This is a genomic window from Pseudomonas sp. v388 (genome assembly GCF_003935425.1).
GTDB lineage: Bacteria > Pseudomonadota > Gammaproteobacteria > Pseudomonadales > Pseudomonadaceae > Aquipseudomonas.
On sequence record NZ_RHQN01000007.1, the window covers coordinates 188,324 to 207,882 of the forward strand.

At 61.6% G+C, this 19,559-nt stretch carries 15 protein-coding genes; all 15 read right to left on the reverse strand.

Annotated features, from left to right (window positions below):
* Positions 1-44: 44 nt before the first annotated feature.
* Entirely contained in the window at positions 45-392 is a 348-nt protein-coding gene (locus tag EGJ27_RS17700; protein WP_125832033.1) for a hypothetical protein, read from the reverse strand.
* A gap of 1,039 nt (positions 393-1,431) precedes the next feature.
* Positions 1,432-1,839: a hypothetical protein gene (locus tag EGJ27_RS17710; RefSeq protein WP_125832034.1), complete on the reverse strand. Its 408-nt coding sequence runs from the start codon at positions 1,837-1,839 to the stop codon at positions 1,432-1,434.
* Entirely contained in the window at positions 1,836-6,479 is a 4,644-nt protein-coding gene (locus EGJ27_RS17715; protein ID WP_158619362.1) for an RHS repeat-associated core domain-containing protein, read from the reverse strand. Before EGJ27_RS17715 ends, EGJ27_RS17710 begins: the two co-directional genes overlap by 4 nt.
* A gap of 8 nt (positions 6,480-6,487) precedes the next feature.
* On the reverse strand, positions 6,488-9,208 hold the full coding sequence (tssI, locus tag EGJ27_RS17720) for a type VI secretion system Vgr family protein (RefSeq protein ID WP_125832036.1): 2,721 nt from the start codon (positions 9,206-9,208) through the stop codon (positions 6,488-6,490).
* A gap of 303 nt (positions 9,209-9,511) precedes the next feature.
* A complete protein-coding gene (locus EGJ27_RS17725) occupies positions 9,512-10,195 on the reverse strand; it encodes a sulfite exporter TauE/SafE family protein (protein ID WP_125832037.1) in 684 nt (227 codons plus the stop codon).
* Between the two features lie 20 nt (positions 10,196-10,215).
* Entirely contained in the window at positions 10,216-10,428 is a 213-nt protein-coding gene (gene ccoS, locus EGJ27_RS17730) for a cbb3-type cytochrome oxidase assembly protein CcoS (RefSeq protein ID WP_125832038.1), read from the reverse strand.
* The gene (locus tag EGJ27_RS17735; protein ID WP_125832039.1) at positions 10,407-12,878 is read right to left on the reverse strand and encodes a heavy metal translocating P-type ATPase; all 2,472 of its coding nucleotides are present in this window, start codon (positions 12,876-12,878) and stop codon (positions 10,407-10,409) included. The genes ccoS and EGJ27_RS17735 overlap by 22 nt, the downstream gene beginning before the upstream one ends.
* Before the next feature lie 37 nt (positions 12,879-12,915).
* A complete protein-coding gene (locus tag EGJ27_RS17740; protein WP_125832040.1) occupies positions 12,916-13,455 on the reverse strand; it encodes a FixH family protein in 540 nt (179 codons plus the stop codon).
* A 10-nt stretch (positions 13,456-13,465) separates the two neighbouring features.
* A complete protein-coding gene (ccoG, locus tag EGJ27_RS17745) occupies positions 13,466-14,881 on the reverse strand; it encodes a cytochrome c oxidase accessory protein CcoG (protein ID WP_125832041.1) in 1,416 nt (471 codons plus the stop codon).
* 160 nt (positions 14,882-15,041) lie between these two features.
* A complete protein-coding gene (locus tag EGJ27_RS17750) occupies positions 15,042-15,524 on the reverse strand; it encodes a type II toxin-antitoxin system VapC family toxin (protein WP_125832042.1) in 483 nt (160 codons plus the stop codon).
* On the reverse strand, positions 15,524-15,775 hold the full coding sequence (locus tag EGJ27_RS17755) for a type II toxin-antitoxin system Phd/YefM family antitoxin (RefSeq protein WP_125832043.1): 252 nt from the start codon (positions 15,773-15,775) through the stop codon (positions 15,524-15,526). Before EGJ27_RS17755 ends, EGJ27_RS17750 begins: the two co-directional genes overlap by 1 nt.
* Before the next feature lie 269 nt (positions 15,776-16,044).
* On the reverse strand, positions 16,045-17,022 hold the full coding sequence (gene ccoP, locus EGJ27_RS17760) for a cytochrome-c oxidase, cbb3-type subunit III (protein ID WP_125832044.1): 978 nt from the start codon (positions 17,020-17,022) through the stop codon (positions 16,045-16,047).
* Complete coding sequence (locus EGJ27_RS17765; protein ID WP_125832045.1) at positions 17,019-17,210, reverse strand: cbb3-type cytochrome c oxidase subunit 3; 192 nt, start codon at positions 17,208-17,210, stop codon at positions 17,019-17,021. The genes ccoP and EGJ27_RS17765 overlap by 4 nt, the downstream gene beginning before the upstream one ends.
* Before the next feature lie 5 nt (positions 17,211-17,215).
* On the reverse strand, positions 17,216-17,824 hold the full coding sequence (gene ccoO, locus EGJ27_RS17770; protein ID WP_125832046.1) for a cytochrome-c oxidase, cbb3-type subunit II: 609 nt from the start codon (positions 17,822-17,824) through the stop codon (positions 17,216-17,218).
* Positions 17,824-19,266 (reverse strand): cytochrome-c oxidase, cbb3-type subunit I, encoded by a 1,443-nt coding sequence (ccoN, locus tag EGJ27_RS17775; RefSeq protein ID WP_125832047.1) that lies wholly within the window; start codon positions 19,264-19,266, stop codon positions 17,824-17,826. Before ccoN ends, ccoO begins: the two co-directional genes overlap by 1 nt.
* Positions 19,267-19,559 lie beyond the last annotated feature (293 nt).

Here is a 19,559-nt window from a genome sequence, read left to right on the forward strand (position 1 = left end):
GGATCTATCGGTTTGGATTATGGTTTATCGTTCATGGGGATCACTCAGGTCTTGCGATTTTTACGGAATATAAAAACTTCGATATCATCCAGCGCGCTCCGTGCGCGTCCGGCCAAGGATTCATTTTCAAGATAGCGTTTCAAGGCAGGGATCGTAAGTTCTTCATTGATTGCGCCGTGGATTCTGGCCGTATGTCCCAAGCACGTAATAGCCAAGCATCGCATACTGTCATTTTTATTGGAGCTTATGAACTCCAGCAACATCTCCTGAATCCAGCCGGCGTCCTGAGCATTGAATGTCATGTAGAGCAGAGCGCCCGAAACGGCTTCCTCTTCAGAATGATTCAATAGCTCAATCAGCTCAGCTTCGCTGTAGCCGCGGACTCCATCCATTTCACTTCCTCGTGCTTACCCTAAAACTAATCATCGAGTTCGTACACTTCAACTGTGCGCCCGGTTACGTAACACCATCCGAAACTTCTGATATCGTCCATTGTCTGGGGATCCATGTTGTTACCATAATCGCCGTCGATGTCTATGCACCACACATCCCCGAACCTTAAAAGCTTTACTCCTGAACATATAGAGTAACTTTCATTGCCGCGTACATGAGCATGAAACTCTTCGACGTCCTTAACTATGATTTTCACGTTTTTCCACACATTCCCATCCAGACTTTGGTTTCTGGCGTGGAATATCATTTCTGCGGAAAGCCTTTCATTCGGTCTACGTACGTGCCCCAGTGAGATTACTAATCCATCATTGAAACGGCCGTAATCGTCAAAGATTTTTTTTACAGCTTCAGTCGAATTGTGCAAGCTAACCTCTTATCTGGCCAAGATTTATGATTTCACTGCGTGTGCGGGTTCAGCATTTGCAAAATGTTGGATCTGGAGAAACTTGCTCCACCCCAACTGCTCTTTGCATTTTAGGTACTCGCCTCTTGTCGAGGTTTTTACATGCGAGTCTCGCTACATTCTTGTCAGTATCCGACACCAGCTTCTCCAGAATCGGAATCGGAGTTTTTCGGTTACCAGCTATGACGTGACGTACTAAAGCGTTCCCGTCGATAAAAAGTCGCTCGAAAAGTTCTTGACTGAGTTTTCGTTTTTCCGCGACGGTTATTCTCGTTGTGCAATCCTTCCTGCTAATAATATCAAGGGTCTCAAGCGGCATTGTTTTATTATGTGCCACCTATCTGCCGTACTCAGGATATCTGTCAACGACGTCTAGCCAGACCGATCGGGGGGCTTCTTCTAGGGCCGGTCGGTCATATTCGCTTTTTTGTGTGCTGTCGCGGAGCTTAGTAAATTCTTCTACTGAACCAATCATAACTGTTCCGGTTTCACGTAGGTTTATGTGGCTTTTTAGATATTCGATCTTGGTGGTTAGAGGTGGCGCTCCTTGATATTTCTTCATCGGTATCAGGCTGTTATTTTGTATTGCTTCTGTTTTTATAATGGCGTCTTGCAATTTCCGCGACGTGCGCTTCGTTATCATGAATTAGTTTTTCTAGTAAGTGTAGTGGGGTTTTTTTATTTACCGCAACGGCTACGCGCACAGTACTGCTAGGATCATTAGCCAAGCGTTCGAAAAGTGCAAGGCTTAATTTTCGTTTTCTTGCTACATCCCTCCTGATCTTTTCGTCAAATCCGCAGAGTACTTCTAGGACTTCAATTGGAACCGTTTTGTTATGTGCCACCCAGGTTCGATATTCTGGATATCTTTTGATTACGTCCAGCCAAACGCAAATGGGTGCTTCGTCATGTGTGGACTGATCGTATTCGATTTTAATCTCGCTGCTCCGTAGCAGAACAAATTCTTCAGCCGAATTGATCATTTAAATTTCCTGCATTTTAATTGTTTGAAGTTTATGTCTTTGCCCACATTGCTTTTGTGCTTGTCCATGTAGTTTCCGTTAACGTCCGCATCTTTTTCCCATTTCCCATGTTCGTCAAATACTTTCCAAGCGCTACCGCCATGACCTGTTTTGTCTACCGACCACCACTGTTCAGTCCGAGCACTGTAAAAATACTTGGCGTACCCCACTCCCGGGACATTTCCTTCGCAAACTTCGTCGTACTCACTTATCTCCCATTTCTTGCAGGGACATTTGTAATTCTGATTGGGTTTAATGGACAGAGGTTTCCGCCCCGCATGCCCATCCGCAGCACTCAACCCAAACGGATCAACCCACCCCACCGGATTCGGCGCATAGGCATACAGATTCAACCCGCCCAGCAACCCGATCGGGTCCTTGGAGATGAACCGGCCGACCTGCGGATCATAGTACCGATGGCGGTTGTAGTGCAGGCCGGTTTCGTGGTCGTGGTACTGGCCCTGAAAGCGCAGCGGGTTGCTCAGGCTGTGGCGTTCGGCCCAGGCGCTGCGTTGGTGTTTCACCTGGCCCCAGGCGTGGTATTCCGCGCTCCAGGCCAGGTGGCCGTTGGCGTCGGTGAGTTCCAGCGGGGTGCCGAGGGCGTCGCAGTGGTACCAGGCCAGGGCATCGAACGGCGGGGGTTCGGGCGCGTCTTGCCAGGCCGGGTCGCGGTCGATGTGGTAGCGCAGGCCCTGGCTGAGGTCTGGCATCCGCTGCAGGTCGATGCCTTGGTGGCGGATGGCTTGGGCGACGGGGATGAAGGTGCCGGGTTCGTAAATGTAATGCACCATCCTGCCGCTGAACCCGGCCCGCTCGCGGGTGCCTTCGAACGCCAGTTGGTCACCATCCCAGCCATAGATGTAGGTGTCGCAGCCCATTTCGCGCTGCTGGCGCTGGTACTTGAGCTGGTTCCAGCCGTCAGTGGCGGCCGGGTCGGGGTGGTAATGGGAACGGGCTCGCTTGTACAGGCGGCGGCCCAGCGGATCGTAGGCGTACATCACGCTCAGGCGCTCGTCGCTGTAGCCGACCAGCCGGTCAAACAAGTCCCAGGTCAGCTGGCTGCGCCGGTGCTGGTGCCAGCGCCGGATCTGGTTGCCGCGCTCGTCGTACTCGTAGCGATGGCCGTTATAGTCGCGCAGCACGTTATCGAGCAGCGCTTCTCTGTCCTTGCTCGGTTCCAGCGGGCGCCGCTGCCAGGCAGTAGGTTGGAGCAGGTTGCCGGCCGGGTCGAACTTGAACGTTTCCTGGCCCAGTCGGCTGTGGGCGGCGAGCAGCCGGCCCACGGGATCGTATTGATAACTCAGGTGACCGCGTCGGCTGTCGTCCAGCTCGGTGAGCTGGCTGGCCGCGTCGTAGTGGTAGACCCGTTTCACGTTGAAGGCGGTGGCATCTTTGCCACCCAGCCATTGTTCCTGAAGACGCCCGGCCGGGTCCCAGCGCTGGGTCTGGCTCAGGTGGTTGCCTTGGTGACGGGCGATTTCCCGGTGCAGGTCGTCGCGCTCATAGCCGAGCAGGTCGTGCTCGTCCAGACGCAAGGCTTGCAGATGACCACTGCCGTACGTCAGCCAGCTGACCCGATGGCCGTCGGGGCGCACGGTGGCGCTACGCTGGTTGAGTTCGTCGTACTCATGTCGCCACGCTGCAACGCGCGGCGGATTCAGCTGCAGATAGTGTTGATGCTCGCGCAGCAGGTTGCCGGCGGCATCGAAGAACCACTGCAATCGGCTCTCGCGATTGCAGGCCTGGATCAGCCGACCGTTGCCGTCGTAGGCGAACGTTTCCCTTTGGGTGTGGCTTCCCAGTTTTGCGTGGCGCTCGGTCAGTCGACCCAGCGGGTCGAAGCGGACCTCAACGACCCGCTGGCCGTCGACGACGCTCGCCAGTGTTCCGCTCTGTTCCTCGTAGCGGTACTCGGTGAGCCGATCGTCGAAACCGGTTTCCCGCAGCAAACGGCCCACGGGGTCGTAGCGGAAAGTTGTGCGGCGATGGTTTTCGTTGTCCAGCGCTACCAGGCGGCCCAACCGGTCCCAGTGGTAACGCAGCAATTGATGCGCGGCGTCGATCCGCTCGGTCAACAGGCCTGCTTCGCTGTAGGACCAGTGGGTGCGCTGCCCAAGCGGATCGACATGGGCCAGCAGCCGGCCCTCGGCGTCACGCCGAAACAGCTCTTCGGTCTGGTCCGGGTGCAGGACTTTGGCCAGTTGACCGGCCTGATACTCGTAGCGGGTAATCTGCCCCTGCGCGTCGGTGAAAGCCACCGGCTGACCCAGTGCGTTGTAGTCCCAACGGCTGCGCTTGCCGGAGCAGTCGGTGTACGCCAGCAGTTGCCCGGCCGCGTTGTATTCCAGGCGGGTTTTGTTGCCCTTGGCGTCCTCAACACTGACCGGCAAGCCGGCGGCATTGTTGGTGTAGCGGGTCTTGTGGCCCAGCGGGTCGACGGTTTCCTGCAAGTGCCCGCGGGCGTCGTAGTCGCGCAGCCACAGGCCGCCTTCGGCGTCTCGGGTCTTGATCAGCCGGTCCTGATCGTCGTAGGCGTAATGCACCTGGCTGTGGTCAGCGCGGATGTGCTGCACCAGATTGCTGCGTTCGTCGTAGCGATAGCGGTCAGTGCTGCCATCGGGGTGGACGTGACGCACCACGTTCTTGGCGGCGTCGCGGAACAGCCATTCCGAACGGCCGTCCGGATGAACCGTGCGGTAGGTGTAACCCAACTCGTCGTAGTAGTGACGGGTGTCCTGGCCCAAGGCATCGGTGACGATGGTCAGGCGGATATTGACGTCCCAGCGCAGTCGGGTGTCGAAGCTGCCGTCGTCGGCCCATTCGCGGACCGCTTTTGCGTCAGGTCCGTCGCCTTGCCATTCCAGATTCAGGCCACGACCGGTGCGGTCGGTGTAGCGGGTGACCCGATGCTGCTGATAGCGGTACTCGCGGCTCGCCTCATGTTCATCTTCAGCGTGAATCAGATCGCCCGCGGCGTCGTAGCGGTAGGTGCACAATCGACGGGGCGCGGCGGCTTCGCTCGCTTCCCAGACGGCGGTGATCCGGCCGTGGTCGTCGATCGTCGTGCTGAGCCTGCGATGGACCTGGGTCGGGTCGTCCTGATAGGTGAGCAGTTCCGACAGCACCGGCCGGTCGCAAGCCTGATGCGCGTGACGCAAGAGCAGACCGGCGCCGTTGCGCAGCACGACCTGGCTCAACAGGTAGTGCTCGCCATGCCGCATATAGGTCTCACGACTGGCCTGGCCGCGACACAGCACCAACTGTTCGGCATCCACATGAATCAGGGTCAGGGACTCAATGGCGTCGAAATGAAATTCACCCGCCTTGGGCAGCGGCCAGGCATGGCTGCGCCCGTCGGCATCGTGGAAGCGCACGCCATCCTTGGTCCGCTCGATACGGGTGGTGAATGGCGTGATCCAGCGCGCACCCAGCCAGCCCTGATCGAAAGCGTCCAGCCGCGAGTCATAGGTGCGGCTCCAGTCCAGGGGGAACGGGCCGGGCAGGCTGAAATCCTGGTGGCTGAAGGATTCTGAGCCCAAGGCGTAGCTGATGCGATTGCCGGTGTCGGGGCACACGCAGTTCTTGTCGTCCCTGGCGCGCTGCCTGGCCGGGCCTTGTCGGCTGACCATACCCAACTGGCCGTCCTGGCCCACCTGGGTGGCATGGGTCGTGGCGCCGGGTTTGACGTGGGTGGACTGGCCCTTGGCAGCACGCGGTCGCCGCGCCTCGAGCGCCGTGGCAATCGCCTGCACCAGCCCGGCAACCGAGTGCGGGCCGTTTACATCCTTGAGCACCTCCATCCGCGCCAGCAGCGGCGGCCCCAGATCCCGCAGAGCCTGGGCCTGTCGGGCGATGGCCGGCCTGGCCTGGTCCGGGAGCATCCGGCTGGCCTGATTGACCAGGCCTTTGCCCGCAGCTGCGGATGCCTGGCCCACCGCCGAGAAGAGGTTGCTGATCGAGGTCCTGGGGTCGTGCAGCAACTGGTCGGCGGCATTGCCGGCCAACTGCCCGGCTTTTTTGAAGTCAGCACCGGCGTCCAGCCGGCCGTCGACAGCGTTGACCAGCCCGTCGGCGATTTCGTTGAGCATCGCGACGCCCAGCTTGCCCGCTTCGTCCAGCAGCGGGCCGATCTGTTTGCGGGCCGTGTCGATGAAATCGTCGAGGGTACCGACCTGAGTGGCATTCAAATGGCCGATGAGGATTTCGATCAGCACATCGCTGAGCAGACCCTTGGGGTTGCGCCGCATTTCCTGACGCGCCAGCGCCAGCATCGGCCGCAGGCTCATGCGCGCCGCCGCAGTGCCTGGGGCAGGCAGCAGACCGATCAGGTTGATGCCGAGACTGGCCCAGAGCAACGCGTCCTGCGCATCGCCCTCGGCCAGGCTGGCGAGATCGCCCAAGGCATCGACCAGCGCCATGATATTGCCCGTCACGGGCAGGGTGCCGGCGACCAGCTGGATGCGCTCCAGATCGACCCAGCCGCCGCTGACTTCGTTGAGCCAGGTTTCGAAGCGGGCGGCGCCGGCGCCCACGTCGTCCATGCTGATCAGGTTCAGCGGGACGACGGCGACTTGTGGTTCACAGGGGGTTGCAGGAGTCACACCAGTACTCATCGATCTTTCTCGCCAGGCGGCAGGTCCAGGTTTTTCAGGGCGCCCAGAGAGGAGGGCAGTGTCAGGCCCGCCAGGCTTTGGGCGATGGAGGCGTTTTGCAGAGCCTTGTCCACCAGCGGGCGCATCACGGCTGGAAGCGCAGTGGTGCGCGGCGGCTCCGCCGGCCAACGGGCGGTCGCCACGTGGCTGCCTGGGGCCCAGCTGTCGGCCGGGTCGGCGCCGAATTTCACCTGAGCCGGGCCAGGTGCAGCGCCGGAAACCGTGGCGAAGCCTGCGGGGTCGAGCACGCCCGTGTGGCGGGCGCCCAGTGCGTCGAGTACCTCGTAGGTACTGCCGTTGACGCCGCTCAGGTTGGCGTAGCGGTTGTACAGTTCCAGATGTCCCTGACCGGGTTTGGGCGATTGGGGGAAAGGCGCGGCGGAGCTTTTGGCGCCGGTCCAGACGAAGTTGGCCCCATGAACGGTGTACGGGCCGGTGGTTGCGTGGGTGATTCCGCCTGCATTCCAGGTGGTGGCGCTGCCGCCGCCCTGAATGACCAGTTCGGTTTTGGCGGACAGGGTGATGCGCTCTGCGCTGACGGTGACATTGAGTCTGGCCAGCAGGTTGATGCTGTCTTTCAGGGCCCGGATGTCGATGTCGCCGGAAGCCGCGACCAGTCGCCAGCCCATGCTCTGCACGAACAGGCGCATGCCGCGACTGGCGCTGGCCAGCAGGCGTTTGCCGATGGACAGGCTGGTGTGGCCCGTGCTGCTGAGCGCCAGGTGTTCGCCGGTGGCGATATGAGTGGACCGGGCCGTGGTCAGGGCAGCGCCGGCAGGACTGGACATCACCAGATGCCGTTCACTGAATTCCGGGAACCGGCCACCCGAAGAACCAGCCGGGTCGGTTCCGGCGATGCCCTGTTGCTGCCGGGCAAGCGCGTCGGCGACTTCATCCTGGTCGCCGGTTTCCTGCGCCAGGCAGTGCCGAGCCTGCATGGCAAAGCCTTCCTGTTGTCCGCAAGCGGTGGCCAGACGCTCGGCGGCTTCCGGCAGGTCCTTGTGGTGCCCGGCCTCGTTGAAGCGCGGCTCGGTGGTGATCAAAAGTCCGGCGGCGGCCCGGATGGCACCATGCTGATCGGTGCGCAGCTCGAAACCTTCACCGCGAGGCTTGCCGCCGTAGGGGCGTGGCTGGGTGAGATAACCCAGGTTGATTGCGCTTGCACCATGATCGCTGCGCAGCGCGATGCTGATCTGCTCGCACGTGTCGTCGATACGCAATTCATTGCCGCGACTTCCCCGGTATTCCTTGCTCTTAAGGGTCGACAGCGTTTTCAGGTCCGGCAGCTTGTACGGCGGCAGGTTCAGACCGTTGTACAGGCAGCCGGTAATCAGAGGCTGGTCGGGATCTCCTTCGAGAAAGGTGACCAGCACCTCCATGCCGACCCTGGGCAGCGACCACGCGCCCATCCGCTCGCCTGCCCAAGTGGACGCCACGCGCAGCCAGCAACTGCTGTGCTCGTTTTGCCGGCCGTCGCGGTCCCAGAAGAACTGCACCTTCACCCGGCCATGCGGGTCGCAGTGGATTTCCTCACCTTCAGGCCCGGTGACGCGTGCGGTCTGGGCGCCCGCCATCCTGGGCTTGGGGTGCTTGAGCGCAGGCCGAAAAGGCACATCCCGCATGGTTGCGTAAAACCGATTGCGATAGCCCTGGAGAAAGCCATCCTGATCGCCCTTCAGCGCTTGGCGGGAAAACACGTGCAGCGCCTGTGGCTGTCGGCCTTCATGGCGAACTTCGGTGAGCAGCCACAGCACGTTCCATTCCTGCACGCTGTGGTCGACCAGGGGCAGCAGATGCCCGCTGGCCAGCTGCGGCTGATCGCTGCGACCTTCTGCCAGCCGGTAATCGCTGCGGTGCCTTTGCAAGGCGCGCTGGGCAAACCGGTCACCGCGCTGCCGGTCCACGAAGCGGCCGGGATAGTGGTAATCCTCCAGATCGGGCTTCGCATCGCTGGCGTCTGCGGCTTCCGGCGTAGACCGTGGATGGGCGAAGTCATAGTCGCGCCGGGTCACGCGGCTGGTGCGGGTCGCCAGACGCACGCCAAACCGGTTCACGGTGGGCGCATCCGGCACCAGGCCGCTGTCGAGGTGAAAAGCGGTGGGCGTCAGCTTGCGAAATACGGTGTCGGAATCCCCGAACACCAGCACATGCGCCTGTGCGCTGTGCTGGAAGTGGAAATGAATACCTTCCTCTTCACACAGCCGCTGGATGAAGTGCAAATCGGACTCGCCGTATTGAACGCAATAGTCCCGCGGCAGGTATGGCTTGGGAAAATGGAACGCATAGGCGCCGGCCAGGATGCCGTGTTCCTCGAGCACCTGGGCGATGATCTGCGGCACTGTGCTGTGCTGGAAGATCCGCTGATTGATGCGGTGGGCCAGATAGGCAAGACGCGGACGCAGCGACAGCCGGTAGCGGGTCAGTGTCTCGCTCGTTTCCGTACAGGCGAAGTGGTAGATCTGCCCATGGAAACCGCATCCGTTGTCGGAAATTTCCAGAAAGGCGAGCTTGTGCAACTGGCTGTCCAGATCCAACGAGTCATGGTCAGTGACCAGCTCCACGTCGAAGGCGTATGGCCGGTTGAGCGCTTCGCGGCCGGAGAATGCCACGACTCGTAGTTCGCTTTCCTTTCCTTCGATGAATAGACGAAATGCTTGCTGATGCAGTGTTGTAGCCATGATTCACAAGGTTCTTTACTGGCCTGTAATGCAGGGCGACGGCGCCCGCCCGAGGCGTGCTCCCTAACAAATAGCGGGCCAGAAAATAAAAATGCTTGTATATCAATTGGATAGAAGTATTTATTGGGTTTTTCTGGTGGATTTGAGGCCATAAATCCCGGAAAAGCGCGCAAGTTATTGCACACGCCGTGCAAGTTTTTGCGCAGCGGGCTACAGGCTTTGAAATCCGTGGGGTTGAGCGCTATGGGAGGGATAAGAACGGCGGGGAAGGTGCGCAAGATCTTGCGCACCGGGTCAAGCGGTTCAGTGACCCATCAGCCAGTGCTGATGCGGTCCGGGAAGGGTCCAGATGCCGAACAGAATCACGAGTAATCCGCCGGCCATGCGGATGCCGCGTTGACGCAACAGTGCCGTAGTGCGTTCGGCGGCCAGGCCGGTCGCCAGCAGCACCGGCCAGGTGCCAAGCCCGAACGCCAGCATCAGCAGCGCACTGTGCAGCGCATTGCCCTGGCTGGCCGCCCACAGCAAGGTGCTGTAGACCAGCCCACACGGCAACCAGCCCCAGAGCGCGCCGAGCAGCAAGGCGCGCGGCAGGGTCGACACCGGCAGCAGGCGATTGGCAAGCGGCTGAATGTAACGCCACAAACCACGGCCCAGGCTTTCGATACGGGTCAGGCCGCTCCACCAGCCGGCCAGGTACAAGCCCATGACGATCAGCAGCAGCGCGGCGGCGACGCGCATGCCGGTCGCGCCCGGACTGCTGGCAACCGCCCAGCCCAGAAGCCCGACCAACAGGCCGATGGCGGCGTAGCTCAGGATGCGTCCCAGGTTGTAGGCGAGTAAGAGGCGAAAGCGTCGAGTGCGCTGCTCGGCGGGGATCGCCAGGGTCAGCGCACCCATCAGACCGCCGCACATGCCCAGGCAATGACCGCCGCCCAGCAGGCCGAGAATGAACGCCGACAGCAGTTGGGGACCGAGCTCAAGCATGAGGGAACAGTCTGGCGGTGTCAGGCATCGGGACGGGTCTCATCTGGCTTGGGTTTGCCGACCGCTTCGTCGACCGCCGCCTGATGCCGAGGGTCCTGATCATCGAACAGAATGCTGTGCGCCGGTCCTTCGAGGTCATCGTACTGACCACTGTCCACCGCCCAGAAAAATAGGTAGATCGCCACGGCGACCAGCAGCAACGCTGCCGGGATCATGATGTAGAGCGCGGGCATGGGACCTCCGCAATCAGGTTTCGGTTGCCGGGCGGGGCAACGTGACCGGGTGCGCGGGTCAGGCGCAAGGCATTGAGCACCACGACCAGCGAGCTGATGGACATGCCGATCGCGGCCCACACCGGTGTGACCCAGCCCAGCGCGGCGAACGGCAACATGAGGCCATTGTACAGCCCGGCCCACAGCAGGTTTTCGATAATGATCCGCCGCGTGCGGCGCGCCAGACCGAAGGCGTCGACCAAAGCATCGAGGCGATTGGACAGCAGCACGGCATCGGCGCTGGTCTTGGCCAGGTCCGTGGCCGAACCCATGGCCACGCTGATGTCGGCGGCGGCGAGCAGCGGAACGTCGTTGACGCCGTCGCCCAGCATCAGCACGTTGCGGCCCTGCTGATGCAGACGGTGCAGGAACGCCAGTTTATCGTCCGGCCGCAAGCCGCCGTGGGCCTCGTCGATACCCAGCTGTGCGGCAACACGTCCGACCATCGGCGAGCTGTCACCCGACAGCAGCAGTGTCTTCCAGCCGCGCGCCCGGCAGGCGTGCACCAAAGACGCGGCATCGTCGCGCAAACGGTCATCCAGCACCAGCCAGGCCAGAGGACCCTGCCGGTCGCCCAGCAGCAGCCACTGGCCGAGGTGATCGCCGGGCAGCGACGGGATATCACTGGCGCTCAGTGCGCAGACGAATGCCGGCTGGCCGATGCGCAGGCGCTGGTTGTCGACCGTGCCTTCCAGGCCCAGGCCAGGCATGGCATGGACACCCTCGGCCGTCGTGGGTGCTCGACCGAAGGCCCGCGCAATCGGGTGTTCAGAGCGGTCTTCCAGAGCGGCGGCCAGCGCCAGGCACTGATCGCTGTCGAGTTCGCCCAGCGGCAGAATACTGCGCAAGGTCAGTCGGCCTTCGGTGAGCGTGCCGGTCTTGTCGAAAATCACCGTGTCGACATGGTTCATGCCTTCGAGCACATGACCGCGAGTCAGTAGCAGCCCGAGCCGGTGCAGCGTGCCGGTGGCGGCGGTCAGCGCGGTCGGCGTGGCCAGCGACAGCGCGCAGGGACAGGTGGCAACCAGCATGGCCAGTACGATCCAGAATGCGCGGCTTGCATCCAGATGCCACCAGAGCGCGCCGATCAATGCCGCCGCCAGCAACGATGCAAGCAGAAACCACTGGGCGGCGCGGTCGGCGATTTCCGCAATCCGCGGCTTCTGAGTCTGAGCGCGCTCCAGCAGGCGGACGATGGCCGACAGCCGGGTCTCGTGTCCCAGCGCCAGCACCTCAACGGTCAGTGGACCTTCGACATTCAGCGTGCCGGCGGTGACCGGGTCGCCGACCTTGCGCGGTTGCGGCAGGTACTCGCCCGTCAGCAGGGACTCATCGATGCTTGATCGGCCGTCCAGAATTCGGCCGTCGGCAGGAATGACCGTGCCGGGATGCACCAGCACCCGGTCTTGCAGTTGCAGCTCACGCAGCAGGATGCGTTCGCTCTGTCCATCTGCGTTCAAGCGCAGACAGGACGCAGGCAACAGGTTGACCAGTTGCGCCGTCGCCGCAGCGGTGCGCGCCCGCGCCCGGCGTTCCAGATAGCGGCCGGTCAGCAGGAACAGCGCAAACATGCCCACGGCATCGAAATACAGCTCGCCCTGGCCGCTGATGGCGGTCCAGATCCCGGCCAGGTAAGCCAGGCCGATAGCCAGGGACACCGACACGTCCATGGTCAGATGGCGACTGCGCAAGTCGCGCACCGCGCCGCGAAAGAACGGCGCGCAGCTGTAGAAAACGATAGGCGTGGTCAGAAACAGCGCGACCCAGCGCAGGATGGTGTGCATCTCGGCGCTGAGGTCGATATTGAATTCCGGCCACGTCGCCATGGTCGCCATCATGGCCTGAAACCACAGCAGGCCGGCCACGCCCAGTTGACGCAGCGCCAGGCGGTTCTCGCTGGCCAGTTGCTCGCTGGCGCGATCCGCCTGCCAGGGATGTGCGGCGTAGCCGATTCTGCGCAGTTCAGCCAACACCTGGCTGAGCGGCAAACGGCTCTGGTCCCAACGTACATGCAGCCGATGATTGGACAGATTCAACTGAACGTCGGTAACGACCGGCAAGCCACGCAGATGGCGCTCGATCAGCCAGCTGCAGGCCGCGCAGCTGATGCCTTCGACCAGCAAGGTGACTTCCGACTGTTCACCCTGCTGACGAATGAACGGCGCCTGGACATCCGGGCGGTCGTACAGCGCCTGTTCGTCGAGCAACTGCGCCGGCAGCTGCTCGGGGTTGGTCGAGTTCTCGCTGCGGTGGCGGTAATAGCTTTCCAGCCCGCCGGCGACGATGGCCTGCGCCACCGCCTGGCAACCGGGACAACACAACTCGCGGGTTTCCCCCAGCACGACGGCCGTAAAGCGACTGCCATGCGGAACGGGCAGGGCGCAGTGAAAGCAGGGGACGGGGACGGTCATGGGCGGATCGAAACTTCTTCAGTAGGAAAAGGCGCAGTCAGCGACTGCCATCCTGGGCACCTTGCAGCGGCTCGTCGCCCAGCTTCAGGTCCCGGTCGTGACGCACCTGTTCTTCCTCGAACAGCCGCCAGGTCTGGCCGCCTTCGACACCCAGCAGCTCGACGAAGCGCCGACCGTCGACCTTGTCCTGCAACTGACCGATGTAACGTTCGTTGTCAGAGCTGCTGCGGGTAAGGAACACACGGCGGTCCTTGTCCGGCTGGGTCGGGGAGATCAGGTTCAATTCCAGACGCTCCGGCCGGCTGTTGCCGCTCAGGCGCAGTTCGGCTTCACCAGTCAGATCGTCCAGACGGATGCTGGCGCGCAGTTGCAGGGTCTGGGCCAGCAGCTCGCGGTTCAGGGAACGGTTGATGCCCTTGCCGGCTTCGTAATAGTTGTCGTTGACCAGGTTGTCCGGGTTGTTCACGGCGATGGTCACCATGGTCAGGCTCAGGGTCACCGAGCAGGTCAGGATGCCAATAATGATCCACGGCCACACATGTTTGTACCAGGGGCTTGAAGCGGTCGCGATACTCATAGTCGTGCTCTTAACGGATTTGCGGGCCGATGAATCGGCTGCGCGCTTGTATCTGCGAATCGGCGTCGTCCACATCCTTGAGGATGAAGGTGACTTCATTGGTGCTGGACGGCAACTTTTCCGGCGCGCTGGACAGCTCGACCGGCATGCTGACGATGTCGCCGGCCGCCACCCGGATTTCGCGCCGGCCTTGCAGCTTCAGGTCGGACAGCCCGGTGGCTTCCAGAATATAAGTGTGATCCACCTGATCCTTGTTCATGATCTTGAGGCTGTAGACGTTCTCGATCCGCCCCTCGGCGTTCTCACGGTACAGCACGCGGTCCTTGCTGACGTCGAAGCCCACCAGCGAGCGGGTCATGAACGCCGTTGTCAGCAGGCCGATCATCAGCAGTAACACCGCCGCATAGCCGAGCAGGCGTGGACGCAGTTTATGAGTAACCTGGCCGGACAGATTGTGTTCGGTGGTGTAGCTGATCAGGCCGCGAGGGTAATTCATCTTGTCCATGACGGTGTCGCAGGCGTCGATGCAGGCCGCGCAGCCGATGCATTCCACCTGCAGGCCGTCGCGGATGTCGATGCCGGTCGGGCAGACCTGAACGCACAGGGTGCAATCGATGCAGTCGCCCAGGCCCTGCGCTTTGTAGTCCGCCTCTTTCTTGCGCGGCCCCCGCCGTTCTCCACGACGCGGGTCGTAGGAAACGATCAGTGTGTCCTTGTCGAACATGACGCTCTGGAACCGTGCATAAGGGCACATGTAGACGCAGACTTGTTCGCGCAGCCAGCCCGCATTGCCGTAAGTGGCCAGGGTGAAGAAGCCGACCCAGAAGTACGCCCAGCCGTCGGCCTGACCGGTGAACAGATCGATGCACAGTTCGCGGATCGGCGAGAAGTAGCCGACAAAGGTCAGCCCGGTGAGAAAGCCGATCAGCAGCCAGAGGCTGTGCTTGGCGGTCTTGCGGATCAGCTTGTGGGCGCTCATCGGGGCCTTGTCGAGTCTGATGCGCTGGTTGCGGTCACCTTCGGTGATCTTCTCGCACCACATGAAGATCCAGGTCCAGACGCTCTGCGGGCAGGTATAGCCGCACCAGACGCGCCCGGCGTAGACGGTGATGAAGAACAGCCCGAAGGCGGCGACGATCAGGATGCCCGACAGCAGGATGAAATCCTGCGGCCAGAAGGTGGCGCCGAAGATGTAGAACTTGCGCTCCGGCAGGTTCCACCATACGGCCTGATGCCCGCCCCAGTTGAGCCAGACCGTGCCGAAGTAGATCAGGAACAGCAGCGCGCCGCCGACCATCCGCAGGTTGCGGAACAGACCCGTGAAAGAACGGGTGTAGATCTTTTCCCGCGAGGCATAGAGGTCAACGATCTCGCCGTCCTTTTTCGAAGGCGGGGTGACGTCGTGTACCGGAATCTGCTTGCTCATCGGTGCGTCCCACGGCAGTGGAAATGTGCCTCGGCCGGTACGTGCCAACCGGGGTCAGAATCTGTTGCTTGCAGGGCTCATGATACGCCTGGCGTTATACCTCAGGCTGCGACCTTTGGCCGCTTTCGGGACCGGCCGCAGCCTGTGTGGATGATCTGGATCAACGGACAGGTTGATTATGGCCCGCTTGTAGCTGCGGCGTGGGTTGATAATGCCCAGGCTGTTCATGCACCTGGCTGACCCAAGGGTTGAGCAGCGTCACTTTACAGTGTTCGAAATCCGCTACGTTGCGAGTCACGACGGTCATGCGGTGAACCAGTGCGGTAGCGGCGATCAGCGCGTCGGTTTCGCTGCGAAAACCGGGAACAGGCAACTGGGCACAGCGCTTGGCGACGGCCGTGTCCACTGCCAGGATTCGCCCCGCGAACGCTTTGCAGACCTGGTGATCCAGCCAGGTTCTTAGCAACGCGCCCTGGGCCGGGTCCTGACGCTCGACACGCCGCACGCCGGTTTCCAGCTCCATGAGGGTGATGGCCGAGATGAACAGGCAAGAGTGCGCGTGCGATCTGGCCCAACTGATGACATGGCTGTCGGCGTTGCGTTTCCTGAGTTCGCAAATCACGTCGGTGTCGAGTAGAAACATCAGCTCAGTTCCACTGGTCGCGAGGTCATGTTGACCCGTTGGGTATCGAAGTCGATGTCGGGCGTTTCCGGCATGCTCAGCAGGTCCACCACATTCAAGTGGCCGCCGGTCAGTGCCCGGTAGTCTTCGATTTTGATCAGCACAAAGGCCGGGCGGCCGCGGTCGGTGATGAAAACCGGGCCTTCTCGGGCGGCTTTCTTGGCGCCGCTGGTGTCCTGATTGAACTCGCGGCTGGAGAGAGTGGTAGTCATTGAACGAACCTCCCAGGGTGGATGGATATGCTGCAAAAGCGTTGGCGGCTGTGACGGCGCACTTGTCCGCGGAGACTGGCGTGCAGACGATGCAGATGGTTTGACTGCAGTGGCCCGGTCGCGGCCAGGCCCGTTCTTGAACAAGCGCCTCTGTGGGCGTGACAGCGAGGAAAGTCTAGCTACGTAGCAATGTGACTATCAGTAAGACAATTCGCTTTGGTATGTCAGAAGTGTCCTGATTTCAGCGTTCCAGACGTGGTTGCTACGCCTCATTCGCTGGGAGCCGGTTGTTCCTTGCGCGACAGGCTATAAACGTAAGCCGCCAGCAGATGCACTTTGTCATTGCCTTGCATCGCTTCCTGAGCCGGCATCTGGCCCTGGCGTCCGTAGCGGATGGTTTGCTGAAGTTGTGAGAAGTTGGAGCCATAGATGTAGGCGGCCGGTAAGGTCAGATCCGGCGCGCCCATGGCCACGGTGCCCTTGGCATCCGCGCCGTGGCAGGCCACGCAGTTGGCGGCGAAGATCTTCTGCCCGGCGGCCGGGTCGGCCTTGGCGTCTTCGGGCAGTTTCCGGCCGCTGATGCCGCTGATCACAAACGCCGAGACATCCCGCACGCCTTGCTCGCCCAGTATTTCGCCCCAGGCAGGCATGACCGCATGGCGGCCGCCCAGGATGGTGGTCTTGATGGCCTGCGCTTCGCCACCCCAGCGCCAGTAGTCATCGGTCAGGTTGGGGAAGCCGTAGGCGCCTTTGGCGTCCGAACCGTGGCACACCGAGCAGTTGGAAGCGAATAGACGACCGCCCATTTTCAGCGCTTGCGCGTCCTGGGCGACTTCTTCGATCGGCATGGCCGCGTAGCGGGCATAGATCGGGCCGAACCGGGATTCGGCGCGGGCCATTTCCTTTTCCCACTCATGAACGCCGGTCCAGCCGGTCCGGCCGTCGGCAAACTGCGTCTGCTTTTCGTTATCCACGTAGGCGTAGCCCGGCAGTAGTCCGCGCCAGTCGCCCAGGCCCGGATACAGCGCCAGATAGCCCAGGGAAAACACGATGGTGCCGATGAACAGCATGAACCACCAGCGGGGCAGCGGGTTGTCGTATTCCTCGATGCCGTCGAAGGAGTGGCCGACGGTTTCCTCGGTGGTTTCCTTGCGCTGGCCCTTTTGCGTGGCCAGCAGCAGCCAGGTCAGGGCGATGATCGTGCCCAGCGTCAGCACTGTGACGTACAGGCTCCAGAAGATGCTCATGACTTATTGCTCCCGGCGTCCTCGGCCTGCTGCATCTTGCGCGCCGCTTCCGGGTCGTCGGCGAACGGCAGCATGGTCGCGTCGTCGAACTCGGCCTTGCGCCTGGGGCTGAACACCCACAGGGCCAGACCGATGAAGGCAATCATCACTACCAGCGTGCCCAGCCCTCGAATCATTCCGATATCCATGACGGTCACCGTTTGCTCTTGATCAGGGTGCCCAGGCCTTGCAGGTAGGCCACCAGCGCATCCATCTCGGTCTTGCCGGCCACGGCGGCGGCAGCGCCGGCGATGTCTTCGTCGGTGTAGGGCGTGCCCAGCGTGCGCAGCACTTCCAGTTTCTTCGCCGTCTGTTTGCCGTCCAGCAGCTTCTCGACCAGGAACGGATAGGCCGGCATTTTCGACTCCGGCACTACGTTGCGCGGGTTATACAGGTGGGCGCGGTGCCAGTCGTCCGAGTAACGCCCGCCGACCCGCGCCAGATCCGGCCCGGTGCGCTTGGAGCCCCAGAGGAACGGGTGATCCCAGACGCTTTCGCCAGCCACCGAATAATGGCCGTAACGCTCGGTTTCGGCGCGGAACGGGCGGATCATCTGCGAGTGGCACCCGACGCAGCCGTTGGCGATATAGACGTCGCGGCCTTCCACTTCCAGGGCGGTGCGTGGCTTCATGCCCTCGATGGGCCGCGTGGTCACGTCCTGGAAGAACAGCGGCACGATCTGCGTCAGGCCTCCAATGCTGACTGCGATGACCATGAAAAAAGCCAGCAGTCCGATGTTGCGCTCCAGCGTTTCGTGCTTCATCAATGCGCTCCTGCCCCGACAATCTGTGCCGCGTCTTCGGCTTCCTTGGGATCGGACGCCTGCACGGTGCGCCAGACGTTGTAGGCCATCAGCAGCATGCCGCTGGCGAAGAACGCACCGCCGATGGCGCGCACGATGTAGCCTGGGTGACTGGCCTGCAGCGCTTCGACGAAGGAGTAGGTGAGCGTGCCGTCATCGTTGATCGCCCGCCACATCAAGCCTTGGGTAATGCCGTTGACCCACATCGAGGCGATGTACAGCACGGTGCCGATGGTGGCCAGCCAGAAGTGCGCGTTGATCAGGCCGATGCTATGCATCTGCGCACGCCCGAAGACTTTCGGAATCATGTGGTACACCGCGCCGATGGAGATCATCGCCACCCAGCCCAAGGCACCGGCGTGGACGTGGCCGATGGTCCAGTCGGTGTAGTGGGACAGCGAGTTGACGGTCTTGATCGCCATCATCGGGCCTTCGAACGTCGACATGCCGTAGAACGCCAGCGACACCACCAGAAAGCGCAGGATCGGGTCGGTACGCAACTTATGCCAGGCGCCCGACAGGGTCATCATGCCGTTGATCATCCCGCCCCAGCTGGGCGCCAGCAGGATGATCGACATGACCATGCCCAACGACTGCGCCCAGTCCGGCAGCGCGGTGTAATGCAGATGGTGCGGACCGGCCCAGATGTACAGGGTGATCAGCGCCCAGAAGTGGACGATGGATAATCGGTACGAATAGATCGGCCGTTCGGCCTGCTTGGGCACGAAGTAGTACATCATCCCCAGAAAGCCGGTCGTCAGGAAAAAACCTACGGCGTTGTGGCCGTACCACCACTGGATCATGGCGTCGGTGGCCCCGGAATAGGCCGAATAGGATTTGAACAGGCTGACCGGCAACGACATGTGGTTGACGATGTGCAGCATGGCGGTCACGACGATGAACGCGCCGTAGAACCAGTTTCCGACATAGATGTGCTTGGTCTTGCGCTTGACGATGGTGCCGAAGAACACTGCACCGTAGGTGATCCAGACGATGGCCAGCAGGATCGCGATGGGCCATTCCAGTTCGGCGTATTCCTTGGTGGTGGTGTAGCCCATCGGCAGAGTGATGATTGCGCTGACGATCACCGCCTGCCATCCCCAGAACGAGAACGCCGCCAGGCCATCGGAAATCAGCCGCGCCTGACAGGTCCGTTGCACCACGTAGTAAGACGTGGCGAACAGCGCGCAACCGCCGAAGGCGAAGATCACCAGGTTGGTATGCAGCGGTCGCAGGCGGCCGAAGGTGGTCCATTCCAGATCGAAGTTCAGCTCCGGCCAGACCAGCTGGCAGGCAATGAAGACGCCCAGCACCATGCCCAGGATTCCCCAGACGACGGTCATGATGGCGAACTGGCGGACAACCTTGTAGTTGTAGGCGGTCGGGCTGGTTACAGTGCTCATTTCAGATCCCACGGTCAGGTCATTCTTGTGGTAAACCCGGACGCAGGCACCGGCATACGGTGTTGCCGGTCTTGATGCTGCGGCCCTCGGACACGTTTGCAGGTCGGCTGCTACAGCCGGCCGGTGTCAGAGCGGACCGAAAAAGCGGGGGCAGGTCGACGGAACCAGGGCACCAGCGTGTCGGCGGCGGCCTGCGGGGTGATCGAACAGGCGAATCAAGCCTGTTGAAGAGGGCTGGGCACGCGCATCGGACACATTCTTTTCGTTCGACCTGTGACCAGCGATAGCCAGTC